This is a genomic window from Neobacillus drentensis, from assembly GCF_036965645.1.
Lineage (GTDB): Bacteria > Bacillota > Bacilli > Bacillales > Cytobacillaceae > Neobacillus > Neobacillus drentensis_D.
In genome coordinates this window covers 1-26,986 of sequence record NZ_JBALPZ010000015.1, presented here as the reverse complement: position 1 = coordinate 26,986, position 26,986 = coordinate 1, and the positions used below count along the sequence as shown (strand labels likewise).

At 39.4% G+C, this 26,986-nt stretch carries 25 protein-coding genes; 24 read left to right on the top strand and 1 reads right to left on the bottom strand.

Annotated features, from left to right (window positions below):
• Positions 1-64 precede the first annotated feature (64 nt).
• Positions 65-541 (bottom strand): N-acetyltransferase, encoded by a 477-nt coding sequence (locus V7266_RS02845; RefSeq protein WP_335465711.1) that lies wholly within the window; start codon positions 539-541, stop codon positions 65-67.
• 235 nt (positions 542-776) lie between these two features.
• Between V7266_RS02845 and V7266_RS02840 the strand changes: the two genes are divergently transcribed.
• The 24 genes from V7266_RS02840 to ftsZ all read left to right on the top strand — a co-directional run bounded on the left by V7266_RS02840 (position 777) and on the right by ftsZ (position 26,953).
• The gene (locus V7266_RS02840; RefSeq protein WP_335465710.1) at positions 777-2,111 is read left to right on the top strand and encodes an acetyl-CoA carboxylase biotin carboxylase subunit; all 1,335 of its coding nucleotides are present in this window, start codon (positions 777-779) and stop codon (positions 2,109-2,111) included.
• A gap of 16 nt (positions 2,112-2,127) precedes the next feature.
• Entirely contained in the window at positions 2,128-2,340 is a 213-nt protein-coding gene (locus tag V7266_RS02835; RefSeq protein ID WP_335465709.1) for an acetyl-CoA carboxylase biotin carboxyl carrier protein subunit, read from the top strand.
• Between the two features lie 119 nt (positions 2,341-2,459).
• Positions 2,460-4,001, top strand: a complete 1,542-nt coding sequence (locus V7266_RS02830) for an acyl-CoA carboxylase subunit beta (RefSeq protein WP_335465708.1) — start codon at positions 2,460-2,462, stop codon at positions 3,999-4,001.
• A 127-nt stretch (positions 4,002-4,128) separates the two neighbouring features.
• Complete coding sequence (locus V7266_RS02825; protein ID WP_335465707.1) at positions 4,129-5,031, top strand: 2-dehydropantoate 2-reductase; 903 nt, start codon at positions 4,129-4,131, stop codon at positions 5,029-5,031.
• Positions 5,028-5,417 carry a DUF3397 domain-containing protein gene (locus V7266_RS02820; protein WP_335465706.1) on the top strand — a complete coding sequence of 130 codons (390 nt, stop codon included), beginning with the start codon at positions 5,028-5,030 and terminating at the stop codon, positions 5,415-5,417. The genes V7266_RS02825 and V7266_RS02820 overlap by 4 nt, the downstream gene beginning before the upstream one ends.
• Positions 5,418-5,503: 86 nt before the next feature.
• On the top strand, positions 5,504-7,138 hold the full coding sequence (gene bshC, locus V7266_RS02815) for a bacillithiol biosynthesis cysteine-adding enzyme BshC (protein ID WP_335465705.1): 1,635 nt from the start codon (positions 5,504-5,506) through the stop codon (positions 7,136-7,138).
• A 157-nt stretch (positions 7,139-7,295) separates the two neighbouring features.
• Positions 7,296-7,727, top strand: coding sequence for a division/cell wall cluster transcriptional repressor MraZ (gene mraZ / locus V7266_RS02810; RefSeq protein WP_335465704.1), 432 nt, complete (start codon positions 7,296-7,298; stop codon positions 7,725-7,727).
• Positions 7,728-7,791: 64 nt separating this feature from the next.
• Entirely contained in the window at positions 7,792-8,724 is a 933-nt protein-coding gene (gene rsmH, locus V7266_RS02805; protein WP_335465703.1) for a 16S rRNA (cytosine(1402)-N(4))-methyltransferase RsmH, read from the top strand.
• Positions 8,725-8,803: 79 nt separating this feature from the next.
• Entirely contained in the window at positions 8,804-9,163 is a 360-nt protein-coding gene (ftsL, locus tag V7266_RS02800) for a cell division protein FtsL (protein WP_335465702.1), read from the top strand.
• Positions 9,160-11,394, top strand: coding sequence for a penicillin-binding protein (locus V7266_RS02795; protein ID WP_335465701.1), 2,235 nt, complete (start codon positions 9,160-9,162; stop codon positions 11,392-11,394). The genes ftsL and V7266_RS02795 overlap by 4 nt, the downstream gene beginning before the upstream one ends.
• Before the next feature lie 166 nt (positions 11,395-11,560).
• The gene (locus V7266_RS02790; protein ID WP_335465700.1) at positions 11,561-13,480 is read left to right on the top strand and encodes a stage V sporulation protein D; all 1,920 of its coding nucleotides are present in this window, start codon (positions 11,561-11,563) and stop codon (positions 13,478-13,480) included.
• 198 nt (positions 13,481-13,678) lie between these two features.
• Positions 13,679-15,139 carry a UDP-N-acetylmuramoyl-L-alanyl-D-glutamate--2,6-diaminopimelate ligase gene (locus tag V7266_RS02785; protein ID WP_335465699.1) on the top strand — a complete coding sequence of 487 codons (1,461 nt, stop codon included), beginning with the start codon at positions 13,679-13,681 and terminating at the stop codon, positions 15,137-15,139.
• A 2-nt stretch (positions 15,140-15,141) separates the two neighbouring features.
• A complete protein-coding gene (locus V7266_RS02780; RefSeq protein ID WP_335465698.1) occupies positions 15,142-15,585 on the top strand; it encodes a hypothetical protein in 444 nt (147 codons plus the stop codon).
• Position 15,586: 1 nt separating this feature from the next.
• Positions 15,587-16,564, top strand: coding sequence for a phospho-N-acetylmuramoyl-pentapeptide-transferase (gene mraY, locus V7266_RS02775; RefSeq protein WP_335465697.1), 978 nt, complete (start codon positions 15,587-15,589; stop codon positions 16,562-16,564).
• Positions 16,565-17,917 (top strand): UDP-N-acetylmuramoyl-L-alanine--D-glutamate ligase, encoded by a 1,353-nt coding sequence (gene murD / locus V7266_RS02770; RefSeq protein ID WP_335465696.1) that lies wholly within the window; start codon positions 16,565-16,567, stop codon positions 17,915-17,917. It abuts the gene before it with no gap.
• 262 nt (positions 17,918-18,179) lie between these two features.
• Positions 18,180-19,244 carry a stage V sporulation protein E gene (gene spoVE / locus V7266_RS02765; protein ID WP_420491305.1) on the top strand — a complete coding sequence of 355 codons (1,065 nt, stop codon included), beginning with the start codon at positions 18,180-18,182 and terminating at the stop codon, positions 19,242-19,244.
• Positions 19,245-19,413: 169 nt separating this feature from the next.
• Positions 19,414-20,517, top strand: coding sequence for an undecaprenyldiphospho-muramoylpentapeptide beta-N-acetylglucosaminyltransferase (murG, locus tag V7266_RS02760; RefSeq protein WP_335465694.1), 1,104 nt, complete (start codon positions 19,414-19,416; stop codon positions 20,515-20,517).
• 60 nt (positions 20,518-20,577) lie between these two features.
• On the top strand, positions 20,578-21,483 hold the full coding sequence (gene murB, locus V7266_RS02755) for a UDP-N-acetylmuramate dehydrogenase (RefSeq protein WP_335465693.1): 906 nt from the start codon (positions 20,578-20,580) through the stop codon (positions 21,481-21,483).
• Positions 21,484-21,741: 258 nt separating this feature from the next.
• The gene (locus V7266_RS02750) at positions 21,742-22,515 is read left to right on the top strand and encodes a cell division protein FtsQ/DivIB (protein WP_335465692.1); all 774 of its coding nucleotides are present in this window, start codon (positions 21,742-21,744) and stop codon (positions 22,513-22,515) included.
• Positions 22,508-23,218: a DUF881 domain-containing protein gene (locus V7266_RS02745; protein ID WP_335465691.1), complete on the top strand. Its 711-nt coding sequence runs from the start codon at positions 22,508-22,510 to the stop codon at positions 23,216-23,218. Before V7266_RS02750 ends, V7266_RS02745 begins: the two co-directional genes overlap by 8 nt.
• Before the next feature lie 45 nt (positions 23,219-23,263).
• Positions 23,264-23,995 (top strand): DUF881 domain-containing protein, encoded by a 732-nt coding sequence (locus V7266_RS02740; protein WP_335465690.1) that lies wholly within the window; start codon positions 23,264-23,266, stop codon positions 23,993-23,995.
• Positions 23,995-24,357, top strand: coding sequence for a small basic family protein (locus tag V7266_RS02735; RefSeq protein ID WP_335465689.1), 363 nt, complete (start codon positions 23,995-23,997; stop codon positions 24,355-24,357). The genes V7266_RS02740 and V7266_RS02735 overlap by 1 nt, the downstream gene beginning before the upstream one ends.
• Positions 24,358-24,480: 123 nt before the next feature.
• Positions 24,481-25,782 carry a cell division protein FtsA gene (ftsA, locus tag V7266_RS02730; RefSeq protein WP_335465688.1) on the top strand — a complete coding sequence of 434 codons (1,302 nt, stop codon included), beginning with the start codon at positions 24,481-24,483 and terminating at the stop codon, positions 25,780-25,782.
• 34 nt (positions 25,783-25,816) lie between these two features.
• Complete coding sequence (gene ftsZ / locus V7266_RS02725) at positions 25,817-26,953, top strand: cell division protein FtsZ (RefSeq protein ID WP_335465687.1); 1,137 nt, start codon at positions 25,817-25,819, stop codon at positions 26,951-26,953.
• Positions 26,954-26,986 lie beyond the last annotated feature (33 nt).

The following is a 26,986-nucleotide window of genomic DNA, read 5'->3' as shown; positions in this document are numbered from 1 at the left end:
TGTCCAGCTCCAGGCGCCATCGGCTTGGGGTCACAAGCCGAAGTCTAAGCGCCTTGCGCTTTTCTTATGAATGGTTCTGGGCTTCTACTCCCTCTGGATACCAGACAAGAGGATTTTCGCCGCGATCACGTTCCATTTGGTATTCAACGTTATCAAACCCTAATTTTTCGAAAAAACCACTAGATTGTACTCTTGGATTTGTCTTAATAGGCAGACCAAAGTTTTTAGCAAAATCAACCAGCGCTTTACCAAATCCTTTTCCTTGATAGTCAGGTAAAACTTCAAGCTTCCACAACTCTAGATAGTTTTGTGGAGGGGAGAAATACCGGTCAAATTTAGCATCAATTTGGTATAAACTCATTCTTGCTACTAGTTTGTCCCCGAAATAGACTCCGTAAAAAGGTGATTCGCTATTATTGTCTATCATATTAGCTTCTAAATCTTCAAGCATAGATAATTCCTGAAGACCGTATTCTTTAAATTTTTTAAACTCTTCAAGTGTCTTAAAGTTTATTCTTAGTTTTTCCACTTTGTACACCATAGTTTGCCTCCTGAAATGTTAATTTCTTGTTCTTGTATATATTTATATGCTGTTGAATAACATGAAGAGAAATAATATTTTCATTATTCAAAATCGATTACTATCATTATATAACAAATAGACGAAAAATTCTCTATATAAATTCGGAAAGCGGTTACAAAAATAGCAGGAAATTTCTTGCGTGGTGTAGAAAAAATAACAGATGGCGTAAAAAGGGTATGAAGGGGGTAGTGAAGTGCAAAAAATCTTAATTGCCAATCGAGGCGAAATTGCCCTTAGGATTATTAAAACCTGTCAATTGATGGGGATTGAAACCATTGCGATTTATTCTGAAGCTGATAAGGAAATGCCTTTTGTCAAAGCAGCCAATAAGGCGATATGTGTGGGAGAACCGCATGTTAGTAAATCATATTTGCGAATCGACAAGATCTTGGAAATTGCAAAAAACGAAAAGGTTGATGCGATTCACCCTGGGTATGGTTTTCTATCGGAAAATGCTGCTTTTGCTGAACAGACCATAAAAGAGGGAATGATCTTTATTGGGCCCAAGCCTAAAACAATTGAGTTAATGGGGGATAAAATTGCTTCACGCCAAACAATGGAGAAGGCTGGTGTTCCAGTGGTCCCAGGAAGCAGCCATGGATTACAGACAATCGAAGAGGCATGCACTCTGGCAAAAACCATCGGTTTCCCGATTATGCTTAAGGCAAGTGGCGGCGGTGGGGGTATAGGGATGGTTCTCTGTGAAACTGAGCAAGCGCTCGTTAAGTCCTTTGAATCCACAAAGAAGAGGGCGATGACTTATTTTGGTTCGGATGAAGTATTTATCGAAAAATATATTGCAGATAGCAGGCATATTGAAGTTCAAGTTTTTGGAGATCTATACGGCAATATTGTACACCTATTTGAAAGGGATTGTTCTATTCAAAGAAGACACCAAAAGGTCGTTGAAGAATCACCCTCACCTTTTTTATCCCATAACGCACGTCAGAAAATGTTCGAAACAGCCATTAAAGCTGCACATGCCGTCCAGTATACAAACGCCGGAACGATTGAATTTATTGTAGATCAGCAGGAGAACTTTTACTTTCTCGAGATGAACACACGCCTTCAGGTCGAGCATCCAGTAACTGAAATGATTACGGGAATTGATATGGTGAAGTGGCAAATACTTGTAGCCCGCGGAGAAAAGCTGCCATTAAAGCAATCCGATATTGCTTCGATAGGTAATGCGGTAGAATTTCGTCTGTATGCAGAAGATCCTGTCCGTTTTTTACCTTCGCCAGGGAAAATTACTTCTCTTAAGTGGAATTTGGCAGAAGGAGTAAGGATTGATTCTGGCTATATAGAAGGCGGAACTGTCACTCCTTTTTATGATCCATTAATAGCCAAATGTATTTTTTACGGTTCTTCGCGCCTAAAAGCGTTAGCGGCTGCCACACACTTCTTTAAAGATGTAAACATCGAGGGTATCAAAACAAATGTCCCACTGTTTTTAACTATTTTAGAATCAGACTCATTTCAATTGGGAGAGTATACAACCAATTTTTTAAATAAAAATTCTGTGTAATAAGGGGAGAGTTTATATGAAAGAAGTTACAGCGTCAATGGCAGGTACTGTTTTAACTGTTTTCGTTACAGCGGGGGTCCAAGTAAATCCAGGTCAGGAAGTGGTCATGTTAGAATCAATGAAAATGGAAATCCCGATTGAAAGCGGAACAGAGGGAGTTGTCCGTGAAGTAAAGGTAAGAATTGGGGATTTTGTAAATGAAGGGGATGTATTGCTGGTACTCGAATAGCACTTTTTAGATAGGCTGTGTTAAAGGTCCTGTTGATTTTGAGACAATGTGGATTGGAGCGAATGGAGCGGAGATCAACATCCAAGATTAACACAGCATTTAGATAAAGGAGGAGCACGATGGCAACCATTAATACCTTAGTTGATCAATTAAACGAAAACCGTAGAAAAATTGAATCCGGCGGCAAGCCTAAGTACCATGAGAAGGCTAAGGAGCAAAATAAACTTTTTGTGCGTGAGCGGTTATCATTGTTATTTGATGATGGTAAGTATGAAGAGGATGGCAAATTTGCAAACTTTAAAGCTGCTGATCTTCCTGCTGATGGTGTTGTAACCGCGATTGGTAAAATTAATGGCCAGACGGTGTGTGTGATGGCAAATGACTCGACCATTAAAGCAGGTTCATGGGGTGCCCGTACGGTAGAAAAGATAATTCGGATTCAAGAAACAGCTGAAAAATTAAGAGTTCCGTTATTTTATTTAGTTGATTCAGCTGGGGCAAGAATCACAGATCAAGTAGAGATGTTTCCAAATCGACGCGGCGCAGGAAAGATTTTTTATAATCAGGTAAAGCTCTCCGGTATGATTCCACAGGTATGTATATTATTTGGCCCTTCTGCGGCCGGAGGAGCCTATATCCCAGCATTTTGTGACATTGTCATTATGGTCGACCAAAATGCATCCATGTATTTAGGCTCTCCAAGAATGGCTGAGAAAGTAATTGGGGAAAAAGTAACGCTGGAGGAAATGGGCGGGGCCCGAATGCATTGTACGGTCTCGGGCTGTGGGGATGTACTTGCCTATAGTGAGGAAGAGGCAATTGACTCAGCCAAAAAATATATCAGCTTCTTTCCGGCTAGTTTTAAAGAAGTGCCCAAAATAACTGCTGGTATCCACGCAAAAGAAGGTCGAGAATTAGAAGCGATTATTCCAGAGAACCAAAATGCGCCGTTTGACATGTTGGAATGTGTGGAACGATTAGTTGACAATGGCAGTTTTTATGAAATCAAGAAGCTTTTCGCACCGGAGATTATTACCGGATTAGCTCGAATCGATGGCAGACCTGTTGGAATTATTGCCAATCAGCCCAAGGTAAAAGGCGGAGTGTTATTTGTTGATTCTGCGGATAAAGCAGCAAAGTTCATCCTGCTTTGCGATGCCTTCCATATTCCCTTATTGTTTTTAGCCGATGTCCCGGGCTTTATGATTGGCACAAAAGTGGAACGGGCGGGGATTATCCGCCATGGTGCTAAATTAATTGCTGCAATGAGTTCGGCAACTGTACCTAAGATTTCCGTTATTATTAGAAAGGCATATGGTGCAGGACTTTATGCAATGGCAGGTCCCGCCTTTGAGCCTGACTGCTGTATTGCCCTGCCGACTGCCCAAATTGCAGTTATGGGTCCAGAAGCTGCTGTGAATGCCGTTTACTCTAATAAGATTAATGAAATCGCCGATCCAAAAGAAAGAATTGCATTTGTACAAGACAAGCATAAAGAGTACAAAGAGCATATTGACATTTATAAGTTAGCTTCAGAGTTAATTGTAGATGAAATTGTTGCTCCTTCCGAACTCAGAGATGTTTTAATTCAACGTTTTGCTTACTATGAAACTAAAGAAGTTACCTTTAGTGTCAGAAAGCATCCTGTCTATCCAGTATAGTCAATGAACCTTTTCGACCTATGCTCGAAAAGGTTTTTTGTCTCTACTAACAAATGGCATCATCTGATAGAATATTAGCAAGCATATCAAAAATATCATTTTTTTTAAAAAAGAGGGGTACACTTCAATGAAGGTTGGTATTATTGGTGCAGGATCGATTGGGTTGTTATTTGCTGCCTACCTCAGCCGTGTTTTTGACGTAACTGTCTATACAAGGTCACAAGAACAAGCAGCTGAAATTAATCAAAATGGGGTCTTATTGCTTAACGGAATGGATAAAGCGGTGGCAAAGGTTGGAGCATTGTCCATAACAGACTGGCAAGGGTTAGAGGATTTTACTATTATTGCCGTAAAACAATACCAGCTAGTTTCGATTATAGAAAGATTTGACCAATTACCATCAGTTCCTAAGAATTTATTTTTTTTACAAAACGGAATGGGGCATTTAAAATTACTTAATCAAATGAAGGCAGCCAATTTATTTGTTGGTTCGGTGGAACATGGGGCCCTTAGAGAGAATTCCTATACAGTAAGACACAATGGAGAAAGTACGACCAACGTAGCCGTTTATAAGGGGGATTCAGGGGTTCTGCAATGGTTTACGACTGCCGTCTCAAGGGTGTTTCCGATGACCATAAAAGATGATTACCTTGCGATGCTAGAAAAAAAGTTAATTGCTAATGCTATGATAAATCCATTAACGGCCATTCTTCGAGTGAATAATGGGGCGTTATTAGAAAATCCGTTTTACTATAAGGTATTACAAAGTCTCTATCGCGAAATTACTTTCATTTTAAACATTGAAAACCCAGAAAATTGTTGGGAGCAAGTGATTACTATTTGTCAAAAAACAGCAGCTAATCGATCTTCCATGTTAAAAGATATTGAAGCTAGACGACCGACAGAGGTAGATGCCATTTTAGGCTATTTAATTGAAGAAGCCAATAAACAGGGAAAAACACCCTTTCAACTAGAAACGCTATACTATCTTATTAAAGGTATAGAAAGACAAGGGGAGGTCATTTCATGAGCGCCGTTTTTTCGGCTGTTTTAACTTTCTTCTTTGCCATTCCAATTGTAGGGACCATTCTTGTCTTTACTATAATAAAGATATTCTTAAAAACCACAAAAAGATCGCTCCATAGAGCTCTTGATTATACTACTATTCTGTATATAATTTCAGTTCATTTTTTAATTGTTACTTTATGGGGAAAATCACTATTTTGGTTAATAATAGTAGTAATGCTTTTGATTGCAATGGTGTTCATTTTGGTTCATTGGAAGATTAAGGAGGATATCATTGTAAAACGGGTATGGAAAGGGTTTTGGCGTTTTAATTTTATTTTATTTTTTTTCGCCTACTTTGTCCTCACCTTTTATGGTTTAGTTTCACGTGCCATTAGTTTTTCATCCTAAATTAGAGCAAAAGTTTTTTTTTATTGAGGCGGAAAATGGTATACTCGATAAAGAATGCATCATGGTAACAGAAAGGAAGTACACGAATGGAGATTTTAAATCTCTCTTTGCCTGCAACTAATCGGTTTGCATCGAATTATTTGGAACAATCTGCACTGATACAGCCTTTTTTTCATTATCGTTTTAATGACTTACAGGAAGATATGAAAAGAAAGCTTGAGTTGAACGATAGACCGTTTCCACGAATCGAGGTTGCCCGGCATATTGAGAGCTTTATGGAGAGTTTTCCTACTTCAGAAGCTGTAAAGAAATCAATTGATAAATTAAAAAAATCCGATAGCCTTGTCGTAATTGGCGGACAGCAGGCAGGGATCCTAACAGGCCCACTCTATTCTATACATAAAGTCATTTCGATTATTAAGCTGGCAGAACAAAAAGAAAGACAACTAGGTGTTCCAGTTATCCCCGTTTTCTGGATTGCCGGTGAAGACCATGATTTTCAAGAGGTTAATCATGTGTTTGTAGAGAATCAGCATAAAGTAGATAAATGGGTTTATCCAGAAAAGGTCCTTCAAAAGAAAATGGTATCGGATATTGATTTAAATAAAGATATCTGTCTTTCATGGGTTCAAAATCTAATAAAAAATTTCGGTGAAACTGAACATACCAACGGACTGTTAGCGTTTGCTGAGGCGCAAATATCTAAATCAACTACCTTTGTTGATTTCTTTGCCAATATCGTTATGGAACTGTTTAAGGATTATGGGCTTCTCATTGTTGACTCTGGTAACAAAGAATTCCGACAGCTGCAAAAGGAATTTTTTAAACAGCAGATTGAACATCATGATGTGATTACCTTCTCTTTGATAGAGCAGCAAAAGCAAATCGAAAAGATGGGTTTTCCTAATACGATTGACGCATCCGAGAGAGCGGCCAACCTCTTCTATTATGACCAGAAATTAAATGAGAGACTATTACTGGAGTTTGATCGTGAAAACGATTGCTTTGTGGGGAAAAGTGGAGCGATTTCATTTTCAAAAGAGGAATTAATTTCTTTAGCCCATGAAAATCCTGCCGTTTTAAGTAACAATGTCGTGACACGTCCTTTAATGCAGGAATGGCTTTTTCCAACTCTAGCTTTTATAGCTGGACCGGGGGAAATCGCATACTGGGCGGAGCTAAAACTTGTATTTGAACATTTTCATATCAAACTGCCGCCAATTGTACCACGTTTAAATATCACCTTCTTAGATCGTTCGATTGAGACTGATATTCTTGAATTGAACTTAGGCATAGCTGAAGTGTTAAGTAATGGTACAAAACAGGAAAAAGAAACATTTTTAGAAGCCATAAAAGACCAGGAACTAGAACAGTTATTTTCTAATACCACTCATCGCCTGTTAGAGCAGTACAAACTAATTGAGGCAAAAACAGAGCAGCTGGATCGTGGTCTTTTACCAATGCTTAAGAAAAATGAAAATTATTTATTGAAAGAAATTGGCTTCATGCAATCAAAATTAGAGGAATCAGTAAAGCAAAGACATGATGTCCTTTTAAAAAAGTATGCTCGAATTGATCTTGCCATACGCCCAGATGGTTCTCCGCAAGAACGGGTATGGAACATCTTTTATTACCTAAACCAATATGGGCCAAACTTTATCGATGATATTATGACGGGTAATTATGAATTGGATGGCTTGCATAAGGTTATAAAATTATAAAAAAAACTCCACCTTTAGCTGTGGAGTTTTTCTTTTTTTTTCTAAAAAATCGGGGCTTAAAAAGGATTTTTAAGAAAGTGGGGCGAATAGTTAAAAAATAGGTGGTGGAAAGTGGGGGATTGTGGTACATTTTTAATAGAAAGTGGGGGTAATGGGTATGTTCATGGGTGAGTACCATCACAGCATTGATACAAAAGGACGTTTAATCGTACCCTCCAAATTCCGTGAAGAACTTGGCGACATGTTTATCATCACACGAGGATTGGATCAATGTTTGTTTGGTTATCCATTGACAGAGTGGGGCCTAATTGAGGAAAAATTAAAAGGTCTGCCACTAACAAAAAAAGATGCCCGTGCTTTTACTAGATTCTTCTTTTCTGGAGCAACAGAAAGTGAACTTGATAAACAAGGAAGAATTAATATCCCATCACCACTAGTGCAATATGCTAAATTAGAGAAAGAATGTGTAATATTAGGGGTTTCCAATCGAATCGAAATCTGGAGTAAGCAGATTTGGGAGGATTATTTTACAGAATCTGAAGAATCTTTTGCTGAAATAGCAGAAAATATGATTGGCTTTGATATATAATGGGAAAAGTTATATTAATATATTTCTTGTATATATCGTTCGATTGGAAAAGGAAGGTACGTAAATGTTTGAACATACAACTGTGTTATTAAATGAAGCTGTTGACGGACTAAACATTAAGTCTGATGGCATCTATGTAGATTGTACGTTGGGAGGGGCAGGTCACAGCTCTCTCATTCTTTCAAGACTTGGTTCAGGTGGAAAACTTTATGCATTTGACCAAGATGAAATAGCGATTGCTAATGCGAAAGAGAAGTTAGCGGAATATGGTGACCAATTAGTTATTATTAAAAGTAATTTTTTAAATTTGAAAGAAGAGCTTGAAAATCGTGGGATTTATAAAGTTGATGGAGTCTTATATGACTTAGGTGTGTCATCGCCGCAACTGGATACACCTGAGCGGGGTTTTAGTTACCATCATGATGCTCCATTAGACATGAGAATGGATAATGATGCAGACATTTCTGCATACGATGTCATTAATCATTGGACCTATGAAGACCTCGTCCGTATCTTTTTCCGATATGGAGAAGAGAAATTTTCCAAGCAAATCGCTCGGAAAATTGAGAGTGCTAGAGCTAATAAGCCGATTGAGACGACCGGAGAGCTGGTTGAGTTAATTAAGGATGCCATCCCAGCACCGGCAAGACGCAAGGGCGGACACCCTGCCAAGCGAGTCTTTCAAGCCGTCAGAATTGCTGTAAATGATGAACTGGCTGTATTCGAAAAGTCTCTAAATCAAGCCATAGACATAATCAATCCTAAGGGAAGAATAAGTGTGATTACCTTCCATTCACTTGAGGATCGAATTTGTAAGGCTGCCTTTAAAAAGGCGAGTGAGACACCACCATTACCGCATGGTTTACCCATCATTCCAGATGAGTATAAACCGATTTTAAAATTAGTATCGCGGAAACCAATTCTTCCAACTGAATCAGAATTGGAACAAAACAACCGTGCGCGGTCTGCGAAGCTTCGGATTGCCGAAAAATTATAATGCAGCTGTGTATGCCATGAGCTGCATTAATCAAGTAAGAGGAATTAAAATTAGATTATAGATTCTGGAGGGGAAGTATTTGAGTAATCTTGCCAGGAAAGTATTAGAACAGCAACAAGCCGAGCAATCCGTTCAAATTAAACGTCAAGTAAAAATTAAAAAGTCCTGGCTGACTCCGGGGGAAAAAATCATTGGAGTAGCGTTTGCCGGTATGGTTTGTTTTGGAGCAATACATCTAATTTCAAATCAATCCAAACTATACGAGGCGAACAAAGACCTCCAAATCGTTCAGAACAAAATAAACGAGCAGGAAAAGGTTAATGAAGATCTTAAGGTTCAAGTTAGTGAGCTAAGTTCTTATGACCGTATATTTGCAAAGGCTAAAGAAATGGGTTTAATAAAAGATGAAAATAACGTCAAGGTCGTGCAGCAGAAATGAATAAGAAACAGCCATATATGAATGTGGGAGCAGCGGTATTATTTGTAATATTCGGCCTGCTCTTTTTTGTATTGATTTGCAGGTATTTTTCAATTGAAATTTCTGGGGAAGTAAATGGACAACCCCTCGCCGCCAAGGCCCAGCAGAAATACAATCGCGATGGGACCTTACAGGCTAACAGGGGAATTATCTACGACCGAAATGGCGTAGTGGTTGCTGAGGATACAGCAGCCTACACCCTCATTGCGATCTTAGATAAGAAAATGACAACAAATCCCAAAAAACCTCAACATGTCGTAGATCTTAACAAAACGGCAAGTGAGCTATCTAAATATATCAATTTAGATGAATCTGAGATTTATAGTATCTTATCAAATGGAAAAAAGAACAAACGTTTCCAAGTAGAATTTGGTAAGGAAGGTAGAGATATCGATTTTGATACAAAGAAAAAAATTGAAAATCTAAAACTACCCGGAATTACTTTCTCTCGTGATTCAAAACGCTTCTATCCAAACGGAATTTTCGCTTCGCATGTAGTTGGCTATGTAGACCGGACTGAGCAAAAGGACGGAACCTATAAAACGGTTGGGAAAATGGGAATTGAAAAAACCTTAAATGATCAACTGACTGGGAAAAACGGCAGTATTAGTTATGAGAGTGATTTATGGGGGTATATTCTGCCTGACGGTAAAGAAAAAATATCCGCAGCACAAAATGGTAATGATGTTTATTTAACAATTGATCAGAAGATTCAAACCTTTTTAGAAGATGCCATGGATCAAGTGGTAAAGGATTATAAACCGAAAAAAATTATTGCCATTGTTGCTAATCCTAAAACAGGCGATATTTTGGCAATGGGCCAGCGTCCGTCATTTCAGCCAGAAACCAAAGAAGGAATTACTGATAGCTGGCATAATGAAGCGATTGAAACATCCTACGAGCCAGGATCAACCATGAAAATATTTACCCTGGCAGCTGCTGTTCAGGAAGGGGTATTTAATCCAAATGAATTGTATCAATCTGGATCTTATAAAGTAACAGAAAAAAGTCAAACTATCCACGATCACAATTATTCAGGCTGGGGATCTATTACCTATCTAGAAGGCGTTCAACGTTCGTCCAATGTAGCATTTGCCAAAATTGCCAAAGAAAAGTTAGGCTTTGACAAACTTAGGGAGTATTTAACAAAGTTTGGTTTTGATAAGCCTACAGGAATTGAACTTCCTAATGAGACATCAGGGAAAATTCAATATCACTACCCGATTGAAAAAATTACCACTGCATATGGACAAGGTACCGCCATCACAGCCATTCAACAAATTCAAGCAGCAACTGCCATTGCTAATGATGGGAAAATGTTACAGCCGCATGTTGTGGAGAAAATTGTTGATCACGATACAGGAAAGACCATAAAGAAAACCACACCTCAAGTTGTTTCTACACCAATATCAGCCGATACGGCTAAAGAAGTAAGAGATATTTTAGAAACGGTTGTCACATCTCCTAAAGGTACGGGAGCACGATACAAAATCGACGGATATAGTGTTGCCGGCAAAACAGGTACAGCTAATATCCCAGGGCCGAATGGTAAATATTTATCTGGTGCAAACAATTATGTCTTTTCCTTTTTAGGGATGGCACCAAAAGATGACCCGAAACTAATTGTTTACGTAGCTGTACAACAGCCTAAGCTTCAAGGAGCTGAAGCCGGTCAAGGGGCAATTCCAGTATCTGCAATTTTTAATCCAGTTATGAAAAATAGTCTCAATTATTTAAATATCCAGCCATCCAAGTTAGAAGTGGCTGAAATAAATAAACTCCCTAATTTGGAGGGAGAGTCTGTGGAGGATACAGTTAAAAGTTTAAAAGCAGATGGATTTGAACCAGTCGTACTAGGTGACGGTAAAAAGATAACGGGACAACTGCCTAAGGCTGGAACTACGATATTAGAAGGGGAAAAGATAATCATTAAAACTTCCGGGAAAATAACAGCACCTGATATGGCAGGATGGTCGCTCCGTGATGTTATGAAAGTGGCTAATTTGGCCCATTTAAAATTGAATTCTAAGGGTCAGGGTTTTGTTACCTATCAAAATATTAAGCCGGAAGAACCTTTAAAAAGCGGGGATTACCTCAATATTGATTTAAAGACACCGGAAGAACAATCGACAAATAACGATAATCAAAGTGACAATGAACAATCTGATGGAGAACCGACCGTTCAAGATTAACAAAAACCAGCTTGTTTGAAGTGCCCCCTTAAGTTGGACTAATCATCCAACTTAAGGGGGTTTTTATGTTTGCCTCAAAGGTTGTCCCGTTCTATTTAAAAAAGTACAAGCATATAAATGAACGATACTGAAAGTGAATGTGGAATAAAGGAGGATCATTCATTATATGCGTGTTTCTAATGTTACAGTTCGAAAACGTCTAATGATTGCACTATTCGTTGGAGTCCTAGCCTTCTTAATAATTGATGTTCGTCTTGGATATGTCCAGTTTGTTCTTGGTGATTTGCTGACCGATAAAGCGAAAGGTTCGTGGAGCCGGAATATTCCCTTTGAACCGGAGCGGGGCAAAATTGTGGATCGGAATGGGGTAGCGTTAGCAACCAATATAAGTGCACCTACCGTTTATGTAATTCCACGGCAAATTAAAGACCCGGCAGCCACTGCAGAGAAGCTTGCATCGGTATTAAATATGTCTAAAGAAACAGCCTATCGAGAAATTACAAAAAAAGCTTCATCCGTCCGGTTAAAAGAAGGCCGAAAAATCTCCCATGAAAAGGCGAAAGAAATTAGGGCACTAGGACTCGAAGGAGTCTATGTTGGTGAAGATTCCAAAAGGTATTATCCAAATGGAAGTTATCTCTCACATGTTCTGGGTTTTACAGGAGTGGATAATCAAGGTTTAATGGGTCTTGAGCAATATTATGATAAAGAATTGAGTGGTGAAAGGGGTGCTGTGAAATTCTATGCCAATGCAAAAGGGGAAAGAATGAATGACATGGCAGATGATTATGAGCAGCCCACTAAAGGGCTCGATCTAAAATTAACGATTGATTCTAAAATACAAACGATCGTTGAAAGAGAACTGGATATTGCGGAGGCAAAATATAATCCGGATGGTATCGTAGCGATCGCGATGAATCCGAATAACGGCGAAATATTGGCAATGTCGAGCAGGCCGACGTTTGACCCTGCTAATTTCCGGAATGTTTCTCAAGAGGTATACAATCGAAACCTTCCAGTCTGGTCAACCTACGAACCAGGTTCCACTTTTAAAATTATTACCCTTGCTGCTGCCTTGAATGAAGGAAAGGTTAACTTGGAGAAGGAGCATTTTCATGATTCAGGTTCTGTTCAAGTGGCCGGTGCAAGGCTCAAGTGTTGGAAAAGGGGCGGACATGGTGACCAAACCTTTTTAGAGGTTGTCGAAAACTCCTGTAACCCGGGTTTTGTAGAGTTAGGAGAACGTTTAGGAAAAGAGAAACTGTTTAAGTATATTAAGGATTTTGGATTTGGTCAGAAGACAGGCATCGATTTACAAGGTGAAGGAACAGGGATATTATTTAATTTGGACCGAGTAGGTCCAGTTGAACAAGCGACCACTGCGTTTGGACAAGGTGTATCTGTAACACCTATCCAGCAAATTACAGCTGTATCTGCGGCGATCAATGGCGGGATTTTATATAAGCCCTATATCGCAAAAGAGTTAATTGACCCCGTTACAAAGGAAGTAGTAATGAGAAATACACCAGTTGTAAAGAGACGGGTAATCACCGAAGAAACCTCGAAAGAAATTCGTAATGCCTTAGAAAGTGTTGTGGCAAAGGGTTCAGGCGGAAGGGCCTTCATCGAGGGCTATCGAGTAGGTGGTAAGACAGGGACGGCTCAAAAAGCTCAGAATGGCAGATATCTTGAAAATAACTTTATCGTTTCCTTTATGGGTTTTGCACCTGCAGATGACCCGCAAATCGTTATCTACGTAGCTGTTGATAATCCCAAAGGGGTTACTGCCTTTGGGGGTACCGTCAGTGCCCCAATAGTTGGTGCGATTATGAAAGATAGCTTAAGTGCGATGGGCGTAAAACCACGTAAAGACCAAATCGAAAAAGAAATTAAATGGCCTGATGTGCCCTTAGTGAAATTACCGGATTTTGTTGGTATGTCAAAAAGTGAACTTCAGGAACAGCTTATAAATCTATCGATAGATTCAAGCGGCGAAGGTGATGTGGTCGTGCGTCAATCTCCAGAACCGGGAACGAAAGTAAAAGAAGGCTCAAAAGTAAGACTTTACTTTGGTAAAGGTGATTAATTAAATGAATCAATGAATAGCGTTTATGCAGGAGGCGGCCGGAATGTTTTCCGCCGCCTAAAATTTTTATTACGGATTCATTACTAAATGGTAAAATAAAAAATTTTAATGTAAAATAAGATGGAACTTTCGTAAGGATTCACTTTAGGTATAAACTGGTAATTAGCTACGTGCGGTAATGAGAGGATTTGAGATAAAATGAAGCTACAAAGGCTGCTTGAGAATTTGCATGCAATCGTTCCCTATGAAGGAGAAAATCCAGAAATTACATCGATTGAGAACGACAATAGGAAGGTGCAAAAAGGGAGCTTATTTATTTGCATTAAAGGTTATACAGTGGATGGACATGATTTTGCAGAATCTGCTGTTAAAAATGGAGCAGTCGCGGTTCTTGCTGAAAGACCTTTGGACCTAGACGTTCCTGTTTTCCTAGTTAACGATACCGGGAGGGCGATGGCCGTACTTGCTGATGCTTTTTACGGGCAGCCAACCAGAAGCCTTCACTTGGTTGGAATTACAGGTACAAACGGAAAAACAACGACCAGCCATTTAATAGAAAAAATATTCGCCGATGCTGGGAAGAAGACGGGCTTGATTGGGACGATGTATACAAAAATAGATGACAAAAAGATTGAAACCAAAAACACGACCCCTGAAAGTCTTACGCTTCAAAAAACATTTAAACAAATGGTTGAAGCTGGTGTAACTGCCGCAGTGATGGAGGTTTCATCCCATGCACTTGACTTAGGCAGGGTTCACGGATGTGATTATGATGTGGCGGTTTTTACTAACCTTACACAAGATCACCTTGATTATCATCAAACAATGGAGGAATATAAGCGGGCAAAAAGTTTATTATTTGCACAGCTTGGCAATACGTTTAATTTAAATAAACCGAAATATGCTGTGCTAAATGCTGATGACGATGCTTCAGAAATGTATAGCCGATCAACGGCTGCTCATGTAGTTACATACGGAATTGAACAAGAAGCAGATATCTTTGCAAAAAACATCCAAATGACTCCGAAGGGTACAGCCTTTGACCTTGAAATAAGAGGAGCTTCATATCCAATCAGCATGCAGTTAATTGGAAAATTCAGTGTCTACAATGTACTGGCCAGCATTGCAACGGCCTTAGTATCAGGTCTTGAAATCGAGCAAATTATTCAATCCATTGAAAGTGTCGAAGGGGTTGCAGGAAGGTTCGAACTGGTGAATGCAGGCCAAGATTTTACAGTGATCGTAGATTATGCCCATACCCCGGACAGTTTAGAAAATGTATTAAAAACAATCCAGCATTTTGCCGAGAAAAAGGTTTTCGTTATTGTTGGCTGCGGCGGGGATCGGGATCGTACAAAACGGCCAATCATGGCGCAGATTGCCTGCAAGTTTGCGACAGATCCGATCTTGACATCTGATAATCCTAGAAGTGAAGAACCTCTAGCGATCTTGAAGGATATGGAAGCCGGGGTGCAAGGGGAAAACTATCAAGTCATTCCTGATCGCAGAAAGGCTATATTTACAGCAGTGAACCAAGCATCACCTGGGGATGTCATTCTAATCGCTGGTAAAGGGCACGAAACCTATCAAATTATAGGGTCTGAAGTTCTTGATTTTGATGACAGGCTTGTGGCAAGGGAAGCAATTAAGGGGAGATAGCTATGTTTTTAGCTTTAAAGGACTTGGCAAGTTTGTTTCAAGATAAACGAGGAGTCCAAGATGATATACTGTTCCGGACCGTGTCTGATCGAGCTGCAGCGGAACAGCCAATGGGTTTATTTGTAGCTTCGAATAAAGAGTCTGGGGAGCTCTTAGAAGCTATTTCTAATGGCGCTGTTGCTGCCATTTGGGATAAGGAAGATGCCCTTCCGCGATACATACCAACCCAGTTTCCGATTTTTTTTACCAATGATTCTGCGGAAGCCATGAAAGAAATCATAAATCTTTATATTGAAAAATTAGATGGAGAAACGAACAAGCTTATGGAGAGAACAAACTTTAAAATTACAAATAAAACACTTCTTAATAAAAATAAACAAACATATGATATTGCTGGGCTTATAGCAAAGCTAGCACCAAAAAATATTGAGGAAAGGAGGGGATAAAATGGAGGAGCAAGTTATATTTTTCACAATAATTATGGGGTTTTTGATCTCGGTTTTACTTTCTCCCATTTTTATTCCCTTCTTGCGAAGATTGAAATTTGGACAAAGCATCCGCGAGGAAGGTCCTAAATCGCACCAAAAAAAATCCGGCACTCCGACAATGGGGGGAGTGATGATTTTATTTTCCATCATCATAACCACTCTGGTCATGATTGCAAAATACGCAGACCATACACCAGTAACAGCCTTTTTACTTTTATTTGTAACATTTGGATTTGGGCTGCTCGGGTTTTTGGATGATTTTATCAAGGTTGTGTTAAAACGTAACTTAGGACTTACATCACGGCAGAAACTATTAGGTCAAATTATCATTTCTGTCATCTTTTATCTAATCTACAAACATACGGGTCAGTCAACTGAGATCAAGTTTCCTTTTGGTGATTTTTCCATTGATTTAGGCTGGGGCTATGTATTTTTAATCATTTTCTGGCTTGTCGGCTTTTCAAATGCCGTCAATCTAACAGATGGTCTCGATGGATTGGTGTCAGGCACAGCGGCAATTGCTTTTGGGGCGTTTGCTGTACTTGCTTGGAATCAAAATCAATTTGAAATTGCCGTGTTCTCAGTAGCAGTTGTGGGAGCTGTTTTAGGTTTCTTGGTATTTAATGCTCATCCTGCTAAAGTATTTATGGGTGATACCGGATCGCTTGCACTAGGTGGGGCGATTGCCGCGATTGCGATTTTAACAAAGTTAGAAATTTTGCTTATTATCATTGGCGGTGTATTTGTTATTGAAACACTGTCTGTCATTCTTCAGGTAGCTTCCTTTAAAACTACCGGAAAACGCATTTTCCGAATGAGCCCTCTGCATCATCATTACGAATTAGTGGGCTGGTCGGAATGGCGGGTCGTTGTAACGTTTTGGAGTGTTGGATTAATATTTGCGATACTAGGTATCTATATTGAGGTGTGGTTGTAATTGAAACAGATCGAATCTTATCGTTATAAAAAAATTCTTGTACTTGGTTTAGCCAAAAGTGGTGTGACAGCAGCCTCTTTGTTACATAAACTTGGTGCATTTGTTACAGTGAATGATAAAAAGCCATTATCAGAGAATCCTGAAGCTCAAGGATTACTAGAGCAAGGAATTAAAGTAATATGTGGTGAGCACCCAATTGAATTGTTGGATGAGGGGTTTGAATTGATTGTAAAAAACCCTGGAATTCCGTATTTCAACCCAATGATTGAAGGGGCAATTGAAAAGGGGATCCCTGTCATTACTGAGGTAGAGCTCGCTTATGAAATTTCCGAAGCTCCCTTTATCGGGATTACAGGAACAAATGGTAAAACAACGACAACTACGCTTGTCTATGAAATGATGAAGGAAGGTAACAAGGAACCGTTAATAGCTGGTAATATCGGTACGGTTGCATCAGGTGTTGCCCAAAATGCGACAAAGGACAATACGATTGTTATCGAACTATCTTCGTTTCAATTAATGGGGATTAACACCTTTACTCCAAAGATTGCTATTATCACAAACCTTTATGATGCCCACCTGGATTATCACGGCACCAGAAAGGAATACATTCAAGCGAAGGCAAATATTACAAAAAACCAGACCGAGCTTGACTATTTAGTAATCAACGCCGATCAAGAAGAGACAATGGAAATTGCCCGGAATTCAAGAGCTTCTATTATCCCTTTCTCCACTAAAAAAGAACTGATAGATGGTGCTTATATTAAAGAAGGCTGGTTAACCTTTAAAGGTGAGAAAGTAATGGACATAAGCGAAATTGCACTGCCAGGGGTACATAACCTTGAAAATATCTTATCTGCCATGGCCGCTGCAAAACTTTCAGGCGTAGAAAATAGTGACATCCAAACTGTCCTCAAAACCTTTACTGGTGTCAGGCACCGTTTGCAGTATGTCGCTAATGTCAATGGTAGGAAGGTTTATAATGATTCGAAGGCCACGAATATCTTAGCAACGATTAAAGCTTTATCAGCCTTTAACACCCCTACGATTTTGCTTGCAGGCGGACTTGACCGCGGTAATGAGTTTGATGATCTGATTCCTTATTTAAATAATGTAAAGTCGTTAATCACTTTTGGCCAAACCGCACCTAAGCTTGAACGGGTTGGGAAGCTTGCCGGAATAAAAACAATCATCCGTGTCGATAATGTGGAAAAGGCAGTGCCGGAAGCATATCGATACTCAGAGTCTGGCGACGTCATCCTTTTATCACCTGCTTGCGCAAGCTGGGATCAATATAAAAGTTTTGAAGTCAGGGGAGACATTTTTATCGAAGCGGTGCATAAGCTTAAGTAAGGGCTTGTCCTTCGAAAAGCTAAAAGCGCCCGTTTAGCGGCGTATGGCCTGGAGCGCTTCGACTGAGATAAGGGAAACACGAAGAGCGATAGCGATTCGATGTTGGCTTATCGCAGGGAGAAGAGCGAAGGACACTAGCCGCTGGGCGCTGGAGCTAGACACTCATCTAAGTTTAGCTTATGACTACTAGCGGAGCCCTAAAACACGTGGTTTGAGGTGGATAGTGGTGCCGACAAAGAGAACAACTCCCGACTTTATTCTAATGATTGTAACCTTCACACTTCTGGCAATAGGGCTCATAATGGTATACAGTGCCAGCGCAATATGGGCGGAATATAAATTCCAAGATTCCTTTTTCTTTGCAAAAAGGCAAACCCTATTTGCCGGAGTGGGAATCGTTGCTATGTTTTTTATTATGAACGTAAATTACTGGACTTGGCGGACTTATGCCAAAACAATCCTCATTGTTTGCTTTGTTTTATTAGTACTCGTATTAATTCCAGGAATCGGTAATGTTCGAAATGGTTCAAGAAGCTGGATTGGAGTGGGGGCATTCTCCATACAGCCATCCGAATTTATGAAACTTGCCATGATTGCCTTCTTAGCAAAATATTTGTCTGAACGGCAAAAAGTGATTACCTCATTTAAAAAAGGTCTTATCCCTTCTCTGGGACTTGCCTTTATAGCTTTTGCGATGATTATGCTGCAGCCTGATTTAGGGACCGGAACAGTTATGATGGGGACTTGTGTTGTCATGATCTTTATTGCGGGGGCACGTGTCAGTCATTTTGCATTTCTAGGATTGCTGGGTGTAGCGGGATTTGTCGGATTAATTGCCTCTGCACCGTATCGGATTAAACGGATCACCTCTTTCCTTGACCCATGGTCGGATCCATTGGGGAGTGGATTTCAAATTATTCAATCCCTTTATGCCATCGGCCCAGGTGGATTATTCGGCTTAGGACTTGGTGAGAGCCGGCAGAAGTTTTTTTACTTACCGGAACCGCAGACAGACTTTATCTTTGCCATTCTATCAGAAGAACTAGGATTTATTGGCGGCTCGTTCATTTTGCTTTTATTTGCCCTATTGTTATGGCGGGGGATTCGAATTGCACTAGGCGCACCTGATTTATATGGAAGTTTCCTGGCAGTTGGAATTATTGCCATGGTTGCCATTCAAGTGATGATTAATATTGGTGTTGTTACCGGGCTTATGCCAGTTACAGGTATAACACTTCCATTCCTGAGTTACGGGGGATCATCGTTAACGTTAATGCTTATGGCAATCGGAGTTCTTCTCAATATTAGCCGCTATTCGAGAATTTAAAAAGGATACCCTGTTCATTTGGCAGGGTACTTTTTATGTTTAATGGATGATACCTAGGGTTAGCCGCTTCGGTTTTTCTTTATTACAAATAAATAACATTATTCTTTCTGGCATATTTTCTTTTGTTTTTATAGTAGAATGTGTTTAGCAACTTTTTAGAGGTGAGAAAATGAAAGTAGTAGTTAGTGGTGGAGGGACCGGGGGACATATATACCCTGCTCTTGCACTCATTCGAGAAATTCAAAAAGAGAACGAAGAAACAGAATTTTTATATATCGGAACAACTAATGGTTTAGAAAGCAAGCTTGTCCCTAGGGAGAATATCGCTTTTAAATCGATTCATATAACCGGTTTTAGAAGAAAGCTATCTTTTGAAAATGTAAAAACCATTATTAGATTTCTAAAAGGTGTTCAGGATAGTAAGAGAATTCTAAAAGAGTTCCGACCTGATATTGTTATAGGAACTGGCGGTTATGTATGCGGCCCTGTCGTATACGCAGCAAAAGGGCTGCGAATTCCAACCATAATTCATGAACAAAACAGCGTACCTGGTTTAACAAATAAATTCTTAAGCCGCTATGTTAATAAAATCGCTATTTGTTTTGAGGAAGCAAGAGAATATTTCCCAAGTGAGAAAGTAGTATTTACAGGGAATCCTCGAGCTTCAGAGGTCCTCGGTAAAGATGGCATTAAAGGAAGACTTTCAGCAGGCCTTAGTGCCACAAAACCGGCTGTGCTAATCTTTGGAGGAAGCCGGGGGGCAAGGCCTATTAATGAAGCCGTTGTGAAGGCATTCGCAGAATTAGCTGAAAAGCCGTACCAAATTCTCTATATAACGGGTGATGTTCATTATGAGGCTGTCCAAAAGGAAGTAGAGTTAGTAGGTAACCCCAAAAATGTGGTCATAAAGCCATTTATTCATAACATGCCAGAAGTGCTGGCCGGGATTGATTTGGTCGTTTCAAGAGCAGGTGCCACCACACTTGCCGAATTAACCTCATTAGGGATCCCGAGTATCTTAGTTCCAAGCCCGTATGTGACCAATAACCATCAAGAAAAAAATGCAAGGTCATTAAGTGACCACGGTGCGGCACAATTGCTTCTAGAAAAGGATCTAAATAATAAAAGTCTAGTCAGTCAAATCGATCGTATCCTATTAAATAGCGAACATTTAAAGGATATGAAAGATAAGGCGAAAAAAATGGGAGTTCCGGATTCGGCTGAACGGCTTTATGGGGTTATGAAACAGCTAGTTAAATCCAATCGAAAGTAGCCCAAAATATTTTCTTGCATAAACTGAAAAAAACGCATCTAGGAAAGTTAGGTGGTATTGATGGACGCAATTTTAACTGAATTGCAAAACCTAAATATTGGAAAAGTGAAACAAAACGAACCTTTGTTAAATCATACGACCATTAAAATTGGCGGCCCTGCTGACCTTTTTATTGAACCTTCATCGGTAGAAAGCCTAAAAAAGGTTATGGAGGTAATTAAAAGGACTGGTATGAAGTGGCGGGCAATAGGCAGAGGGTCCAATTTATTAGTCTCAGATAACGGTATTGAAGGAGCGGTCGTTAAGCTTGGTTCGGGCTTAGATCACCTCGAAATAAACGATACCGAGATTACGGTTGGCGGCGGTTATTCTCTTGTTAGTTTGGCCACTTCTATAAGTAAAAAAGGGCTTTCTGGCCTTGAATTTGCAAGCGGCATCCCTGGTTCGGCCGGTGGGGCAGTATACATGAATGCTGGTGCACATGGATCAGATATTAGCAAAATTCTAACAAAAGCTCATATTCTATTTGAGGACGGAACGATGGAATGGCTAACGAATGAGGAAATGGAATTCTCTTATCGAACATCTATCCTTCAAAAGAAACGCCCAGGGATCGTCATCGAAGCTGTTTTTAAGCTAGTGCAAGGTGACAGGGCAGCAATTGTTGCCCAAATGCAAAAAAACAAGGATTATCGGAAAGAAACACAGCCGTGGAATTTTCCTTGTGCAGGCAGTATATTTCGGAACCCTCTTCCGAATTATGCCGGAAAGCTAATTGAAGATGCTGGCTTAAAGGGTTACAGTATTGGTGGCGCAAAAATATCTGAAATGCATGGGAATTTTATTGTTAACGCTGGTAATGCCACAGCCGAGGATGTCATTTCCTTAATTCAGTATGTAAAGGACACTATTTTTAATCTTTATCAGGTTAAAATGGAGACGGAAGTGGAGATTATCGGGCGATAACCTTACTTTTTCTGTAAGAAATTCCTTACGAATGACAAATAGTGTGTTATAATTACAGAAAATAATAATACGTGGATTCTAGCAAGAAAATTAGTGACGGCATGAATTTTCGTGCCGTTGTTTCTCTTTCTTGTGACGGTTATGTTGGACGAGCTTTGGAGCAACTGCTTATAGTTTTAAAGTTTTATACATATCTTGTAAACTATAACTTAAGCGCGCGAGTAGCGCTCACGCTTTTCTTTTGGGGGAGAGTTATGGATGGAAAATGATAAAATCGTTGCTCTTGAAGATCGTATTCCAAAACTGAAGGAGCAAAGACGGCGAAAGGCAAACAGACGTCTAGTTCTCCTGCTTATTTTGTTTTTTACAATGATAGTCGTTGTTGCCTATTCTCAATCTCCATTAAGTCATGTAAAACATATAAGTGTAACGGGGAATGAAGTATATGCCGATAATGAAATCATTATGGCGAGTGGTATTACTCAGCAAACAAATATCTGGAAGATAAAAGAGAGCAATATTGTTTCAAAACTTGACCATTTGTCAGAAATTAAAGAGGTTAATGTTCAAATTAAGTGGCCTAATTCTGTTCAGATACAAGTGAAAGAACATAGCAGGGTAGCGTACCTGAAAAAAGGTAAATACTACTTGCCGATAATGGAAAACGGTAAGATTATAAAGGATAGAAAAACGGAAATAATTCCAGTTAACTCTCCGATTCTTTTCGAATTTAAGGAAGGTTCAGTTCTTAACTTAATGGTTAAAGAATTGGAAAAACTTCCAAATGAAATTACAAACTCCATTTCTGAAATACATTATTCTCCGAAAAAAACTGATCACTATCATATTTCCTTGTTTATGAATGATGGCTTTGAAGTGAGCGCGACGCTTAGAAGTTTTTCAGGAAAGATGGTTCATTATCCTTCAATCATAAGCCAACTTGATCCTAATAAAAAGGGACTAATTGACTTAGAAGTAGGTTCTTATTTTAAAGCTTTTGAACCGGAAGTGGAGGAAAAAGACGTTGAATAAGATAAAGATAAGGGGGAAGGACTTTATCCTGTCTCTTGTCTGTTTAGTTCTGGGGTTTATGGTCGCATTCTCATATCACCTTACAAAAATTAAACACCAAAATGAAAAAAGGAATCTTTCAGGCAATCAATATGAAAAAACCTTAGGTTTAAGGAACCAATTGATTGCTCAAGAGGAAACTAATCGAAAGCTGCAAAAAGAATTAAATCAAAAGCAAGATAAGGTCTTGAAAAATGAAAAAAATCTCTCGAAGGAGACTCAAGTTTTTCTTAATCTGGCAGAGGACGCAGAGAAATATAGGCTGTTCCTTGGAAAGGTAAAAGTAGAGGGTAAGGGGGTCAAGGTTACCCTTGCTGATGGAGCCTATGACCCGCAGGAGGTCAATGTAAACAATTACCTTGTTCATGAACAGCATGTTTTTAAAGTAGTGAACGAATTGTATATCTCGGGTGCAGAAGCTATTGCCATTAACGGTCAAAGGCTGACAAGCCATTCTTACATTGTGTGTAACGGACCAGTTATTACAGTGGATGGGGTACAATATCCTGCACCATTTGTCATTACCGCGATTGGTGACCCAGAGGTCCTATCCTCATCACTAAACCTTTCAGGAGGAGTTAAGGATCAATTAGTTAATGATAATGTCATTTTTACACTGGAATCGGAAGATGAGATTGTCCTGAATCCAATCTTGGGTAGCTAAATTAGTGTCCACAATGATGGGAATTGAGAAGGTCAGGTGAAAAAAGTGGACAAGCCGAAAGTAAAGTTAAGTTTTACCTTAATAGCAGCTTTGGTTGGATTTATGATCGCCATTCAATTTCAAACAGTGAAAAAACCAGTCGAACGTGATACACGAGATATATGGCAGCTTCGTGAGGCCCTGCTAAAAGAAAAAGAGGTTCAATCTAATTTATTAAGTGAGATTCGTTCGAACGAAGAAAAACTATCAGCCTATGAATCTAAACGAAAACAGAGTAAAGAACAAGCATTAAAGGATACACTTCAAGAATTAAAAATTGAGGCTGGACTAACTGAAATAACTGGTCCAGGAATTACACTTTTAATTGAGCCGGTAATCGAGGATGTTCAATTAGGAACTTTAGTTCATGACTCTGTTTCACCTGAACTATTGAAGAGGTTAGTGAACGAACTAAACATGTATGAGGCTAAATATGTGGCAATTGATGGACAAAGGATTATTAATACCTCTGTTATCAGGGATATTAATGGAGAAACGAAAATTGATGGGCATTCCATAAGAAGACTGCCCATTGAGGTTAAAGTAGGCGTCGATGATATGAATACTGCGGAAAAATTATCTAATCGGATGAAAGTATCAAAAGCTAGGGATGAATTTTTCACTGAGAGCTTAAGACTTACTGTCTCAGCACCCAATCCAGATATAACCATACCTGCCTATGATAATCCAATACGGGTTAAGTACATGGAGCCAATTAAAGAAGGAGGAGGTTCCTGATGTGGCTTCCGTTTTTTGGATTGGTAATTGGAATTATCCTTGGATTACTAACTGAAATACGCATACCTGAGGAGTATTCCAATTATTTGTCGATTGCAATTCTGGCAGCTTTTGACACGCTTTTCGGAGGAATTAGGGCATACCTGCAAAATATTTATGATGAAAAGGTGTTTGTATCAGGATTCTTTTTTAATATTGTACTTGCTGCAAGTTTAGCTTTTCTCGGTGTTCATCTTGGTGTAGACTTGTATTTAGCAGCAGTTTTTGCATTTGGTGTCAGATTGTTTCAAAATATTGCCGTCATACGGAGAATATTATTGACAAAATGGTCAACAAACAAAGAAAAAATAGAAAAAAGTTGAAATTTTTAAAGGGAAATATGTAGTTGTGACGAATAATTTTATATGATATGACTATGAAACTAGTATTTAACAAAAAAAGATATTGTTGTTCTACCCAAGGAGATTAAAAGGAGGTGCCATAGAATGAACAGCAATGAAATATATGTTAGTCTTGACATCGGTACATCCAGTGTAAAAGTAATCATTGGTGAAATGGTCAATGACTCTGGAAAAGACACGTTAAATATAATAGGTGTTGGCAACGTGAAATCTGAAGGTTTACGAAAAGGGTCTATCGTTGATATGGATGATACCGTTCATTCTATTAAGCGGGCAATTGAACAGGCAGAAAGAATGATCGGAATGGAAATCCGCGAAGTAGTAGTCGGTATTTCTGGAAGAGACATCATGCTCCATAACTGTCATGGCATTGTGGCTGTTTCCAGTCAAAACCGTGAAATAACTAATGAGGATGTTATTCGCGTAATTGAAGCATCACATGTTGGTTCTATACCACCTGAAAGAGAAAATATTGGTGTTATTCGTAAACAATTTATTCTCGATGGTAAGGATGAAATCAATGATCCACGTGGGATGATTGGTGTTCGCCTTGAAATGGAAGGAACCCTTATTACTGGCTCAAAATCGATTATCATTAACACATTACGCTGTGTGGAACGAGCAGGTTTAGAAATTTTAGATATTATCCTGCAGCCGTTGGCAGCAGGAGATTTTGCCTTATCAAAGGATGAGAAAAATCTAGGTGTAGCCATGATCGATATCGGCGGCGGATCCACTACGATTGCTGTGTTTGAGGAAGGATTCTTAAAAGCAACCAGTGTAATTCCAGTTGGTGGAGATCTTCTAACAAATGATCTTTCTAAAGTTTTGCATACCTCAACAGAGGATGCTGAAAATATTAAGACAAAATATGGACATGCTTTCTATGATAATGCATCAGAAGATGTGTTCTTTAGTGTACCAATCATTGGAAGTGACCAGCATCAGCAATTTAACCAACTCTATGTGTCTGAAATTATTGAAGCCAGAATGGAAGAAATTTTTGAACTGATCGCAAATGAATTAAAACGCTTAGGCGTAATGGATCTACCTGGTGGTTTTGTCTTAACAGGTGGAACATCAAAAATGCAAGGTTTATTGGAACTTGCCCAAGATATGTTCCAAAATCCAGTCCGTATTGCCTCACCTGACTATATAGGTGTAAGAGAACCTCAATATACAACCGCGGTTGGCTTGATTAAGTACGCTTACAAGAATGCTAGATTACCTGGGGGAACCAAAGTGTCGACCCAGGCAGTTACGGTTTCTGAGCCAATCGAAAAAAGAATACCAAAACAACATCAGCCTAAACCTAAGGTAGAAAAACATCCGGAAGAAAAAATGTCATCAAAAGTAAAAAAATTCCTTGGTTACTTTTTCGAATAAGGAAAAGTAAATCGACGAATTAGGAGGATTTGTCATGTTAGAATTTGATACAAATTTAGATTCTCTTGCAACAATAAAGGTAATCGGAGTTGGCGGCGGGGGCAATAACGCAGTAAACCGAATGATTGAACATGGAGTTCAAGGTGTAGAATTTATCGCCGTTAATACAGATGCACAAGCTTTAAATCTATCAAAAGCTGAAGTGAAAATGCAGATTGGCGCTAAGCTGACCCGTGGGCTTGGAGCAGGTGCTAATCCTGAGGTAGGTAAAAAAGCTGCAGAAGAAAGTAAAGAACAAATTGAAGAGGCGCTTAGAGGTGCCGATATGGTCTTTGTTACTGCTGGGATGGGTGGAGGAACCGGAACTGGTGCCGCTCCTGTTATTGCGCAAATCGCCCGTGATTTAGGAGCCTTAACAGTAGGAGTCGTCACACGGCCATTTACTTTTGAAGGTAAAAAGCGTTCAAACCAGGCATCTGGTGGTATTGGGGCAATGAAAGAAGCAGTAGATACACTCATTGTTATTCCAAATGACCGTCTTCTTGAAATAGTTGATAAAAGTACACCAATGCTTGAGGCATTCCGTGAAGCAGATAATGTTCTGCGTCAAGGTGTTCAGGGTATTTCGGATTTAATTGCTACTCCTGGATTAATTAACTTGGACTTTGCCGATGTAAAAACAATCATGTCTAATAAAGGCTCCGCTTTAATGGGTATCGGGGTTGCAGCCGGTGAAAATCGAGCAACTGAAGCAGCTAAAAAGGCAATCAATTCACCACTGCTAGAGACATCAATTGACGGTGCTCAAGGTGTGTTAATGAATATTACAGGTGGATCTAACTTGAGCCTTTATGAAGTTCAAGAAGCTGCTGATATTGTTGCAACGGCAACCGATCAAGAAGTAAATATGATTTTTGGTTCTGTTATCAATGAAAATTTAAAAGATGAGATCATTGTTACAGTTATTGCAACGGGCTTTAATGAGGAAGTAACCCAGCCAAAAGTAACGCGTCCTTCATTTGGACAAGTGAAATCTTCTGGTAGCCCTGTTAAGAGAGAGCACAAACGTGAAGAAATTCCTCAAACTGAACCCGTTCGTAATACGAACGCTTCACAAGAGGATGCACTAGATATCCCAACGTTCCTAAGAAATAGAAATAGAAGAAGATAATTTTTATAGTAAAAAGGCGCAGTCCATCTAGGG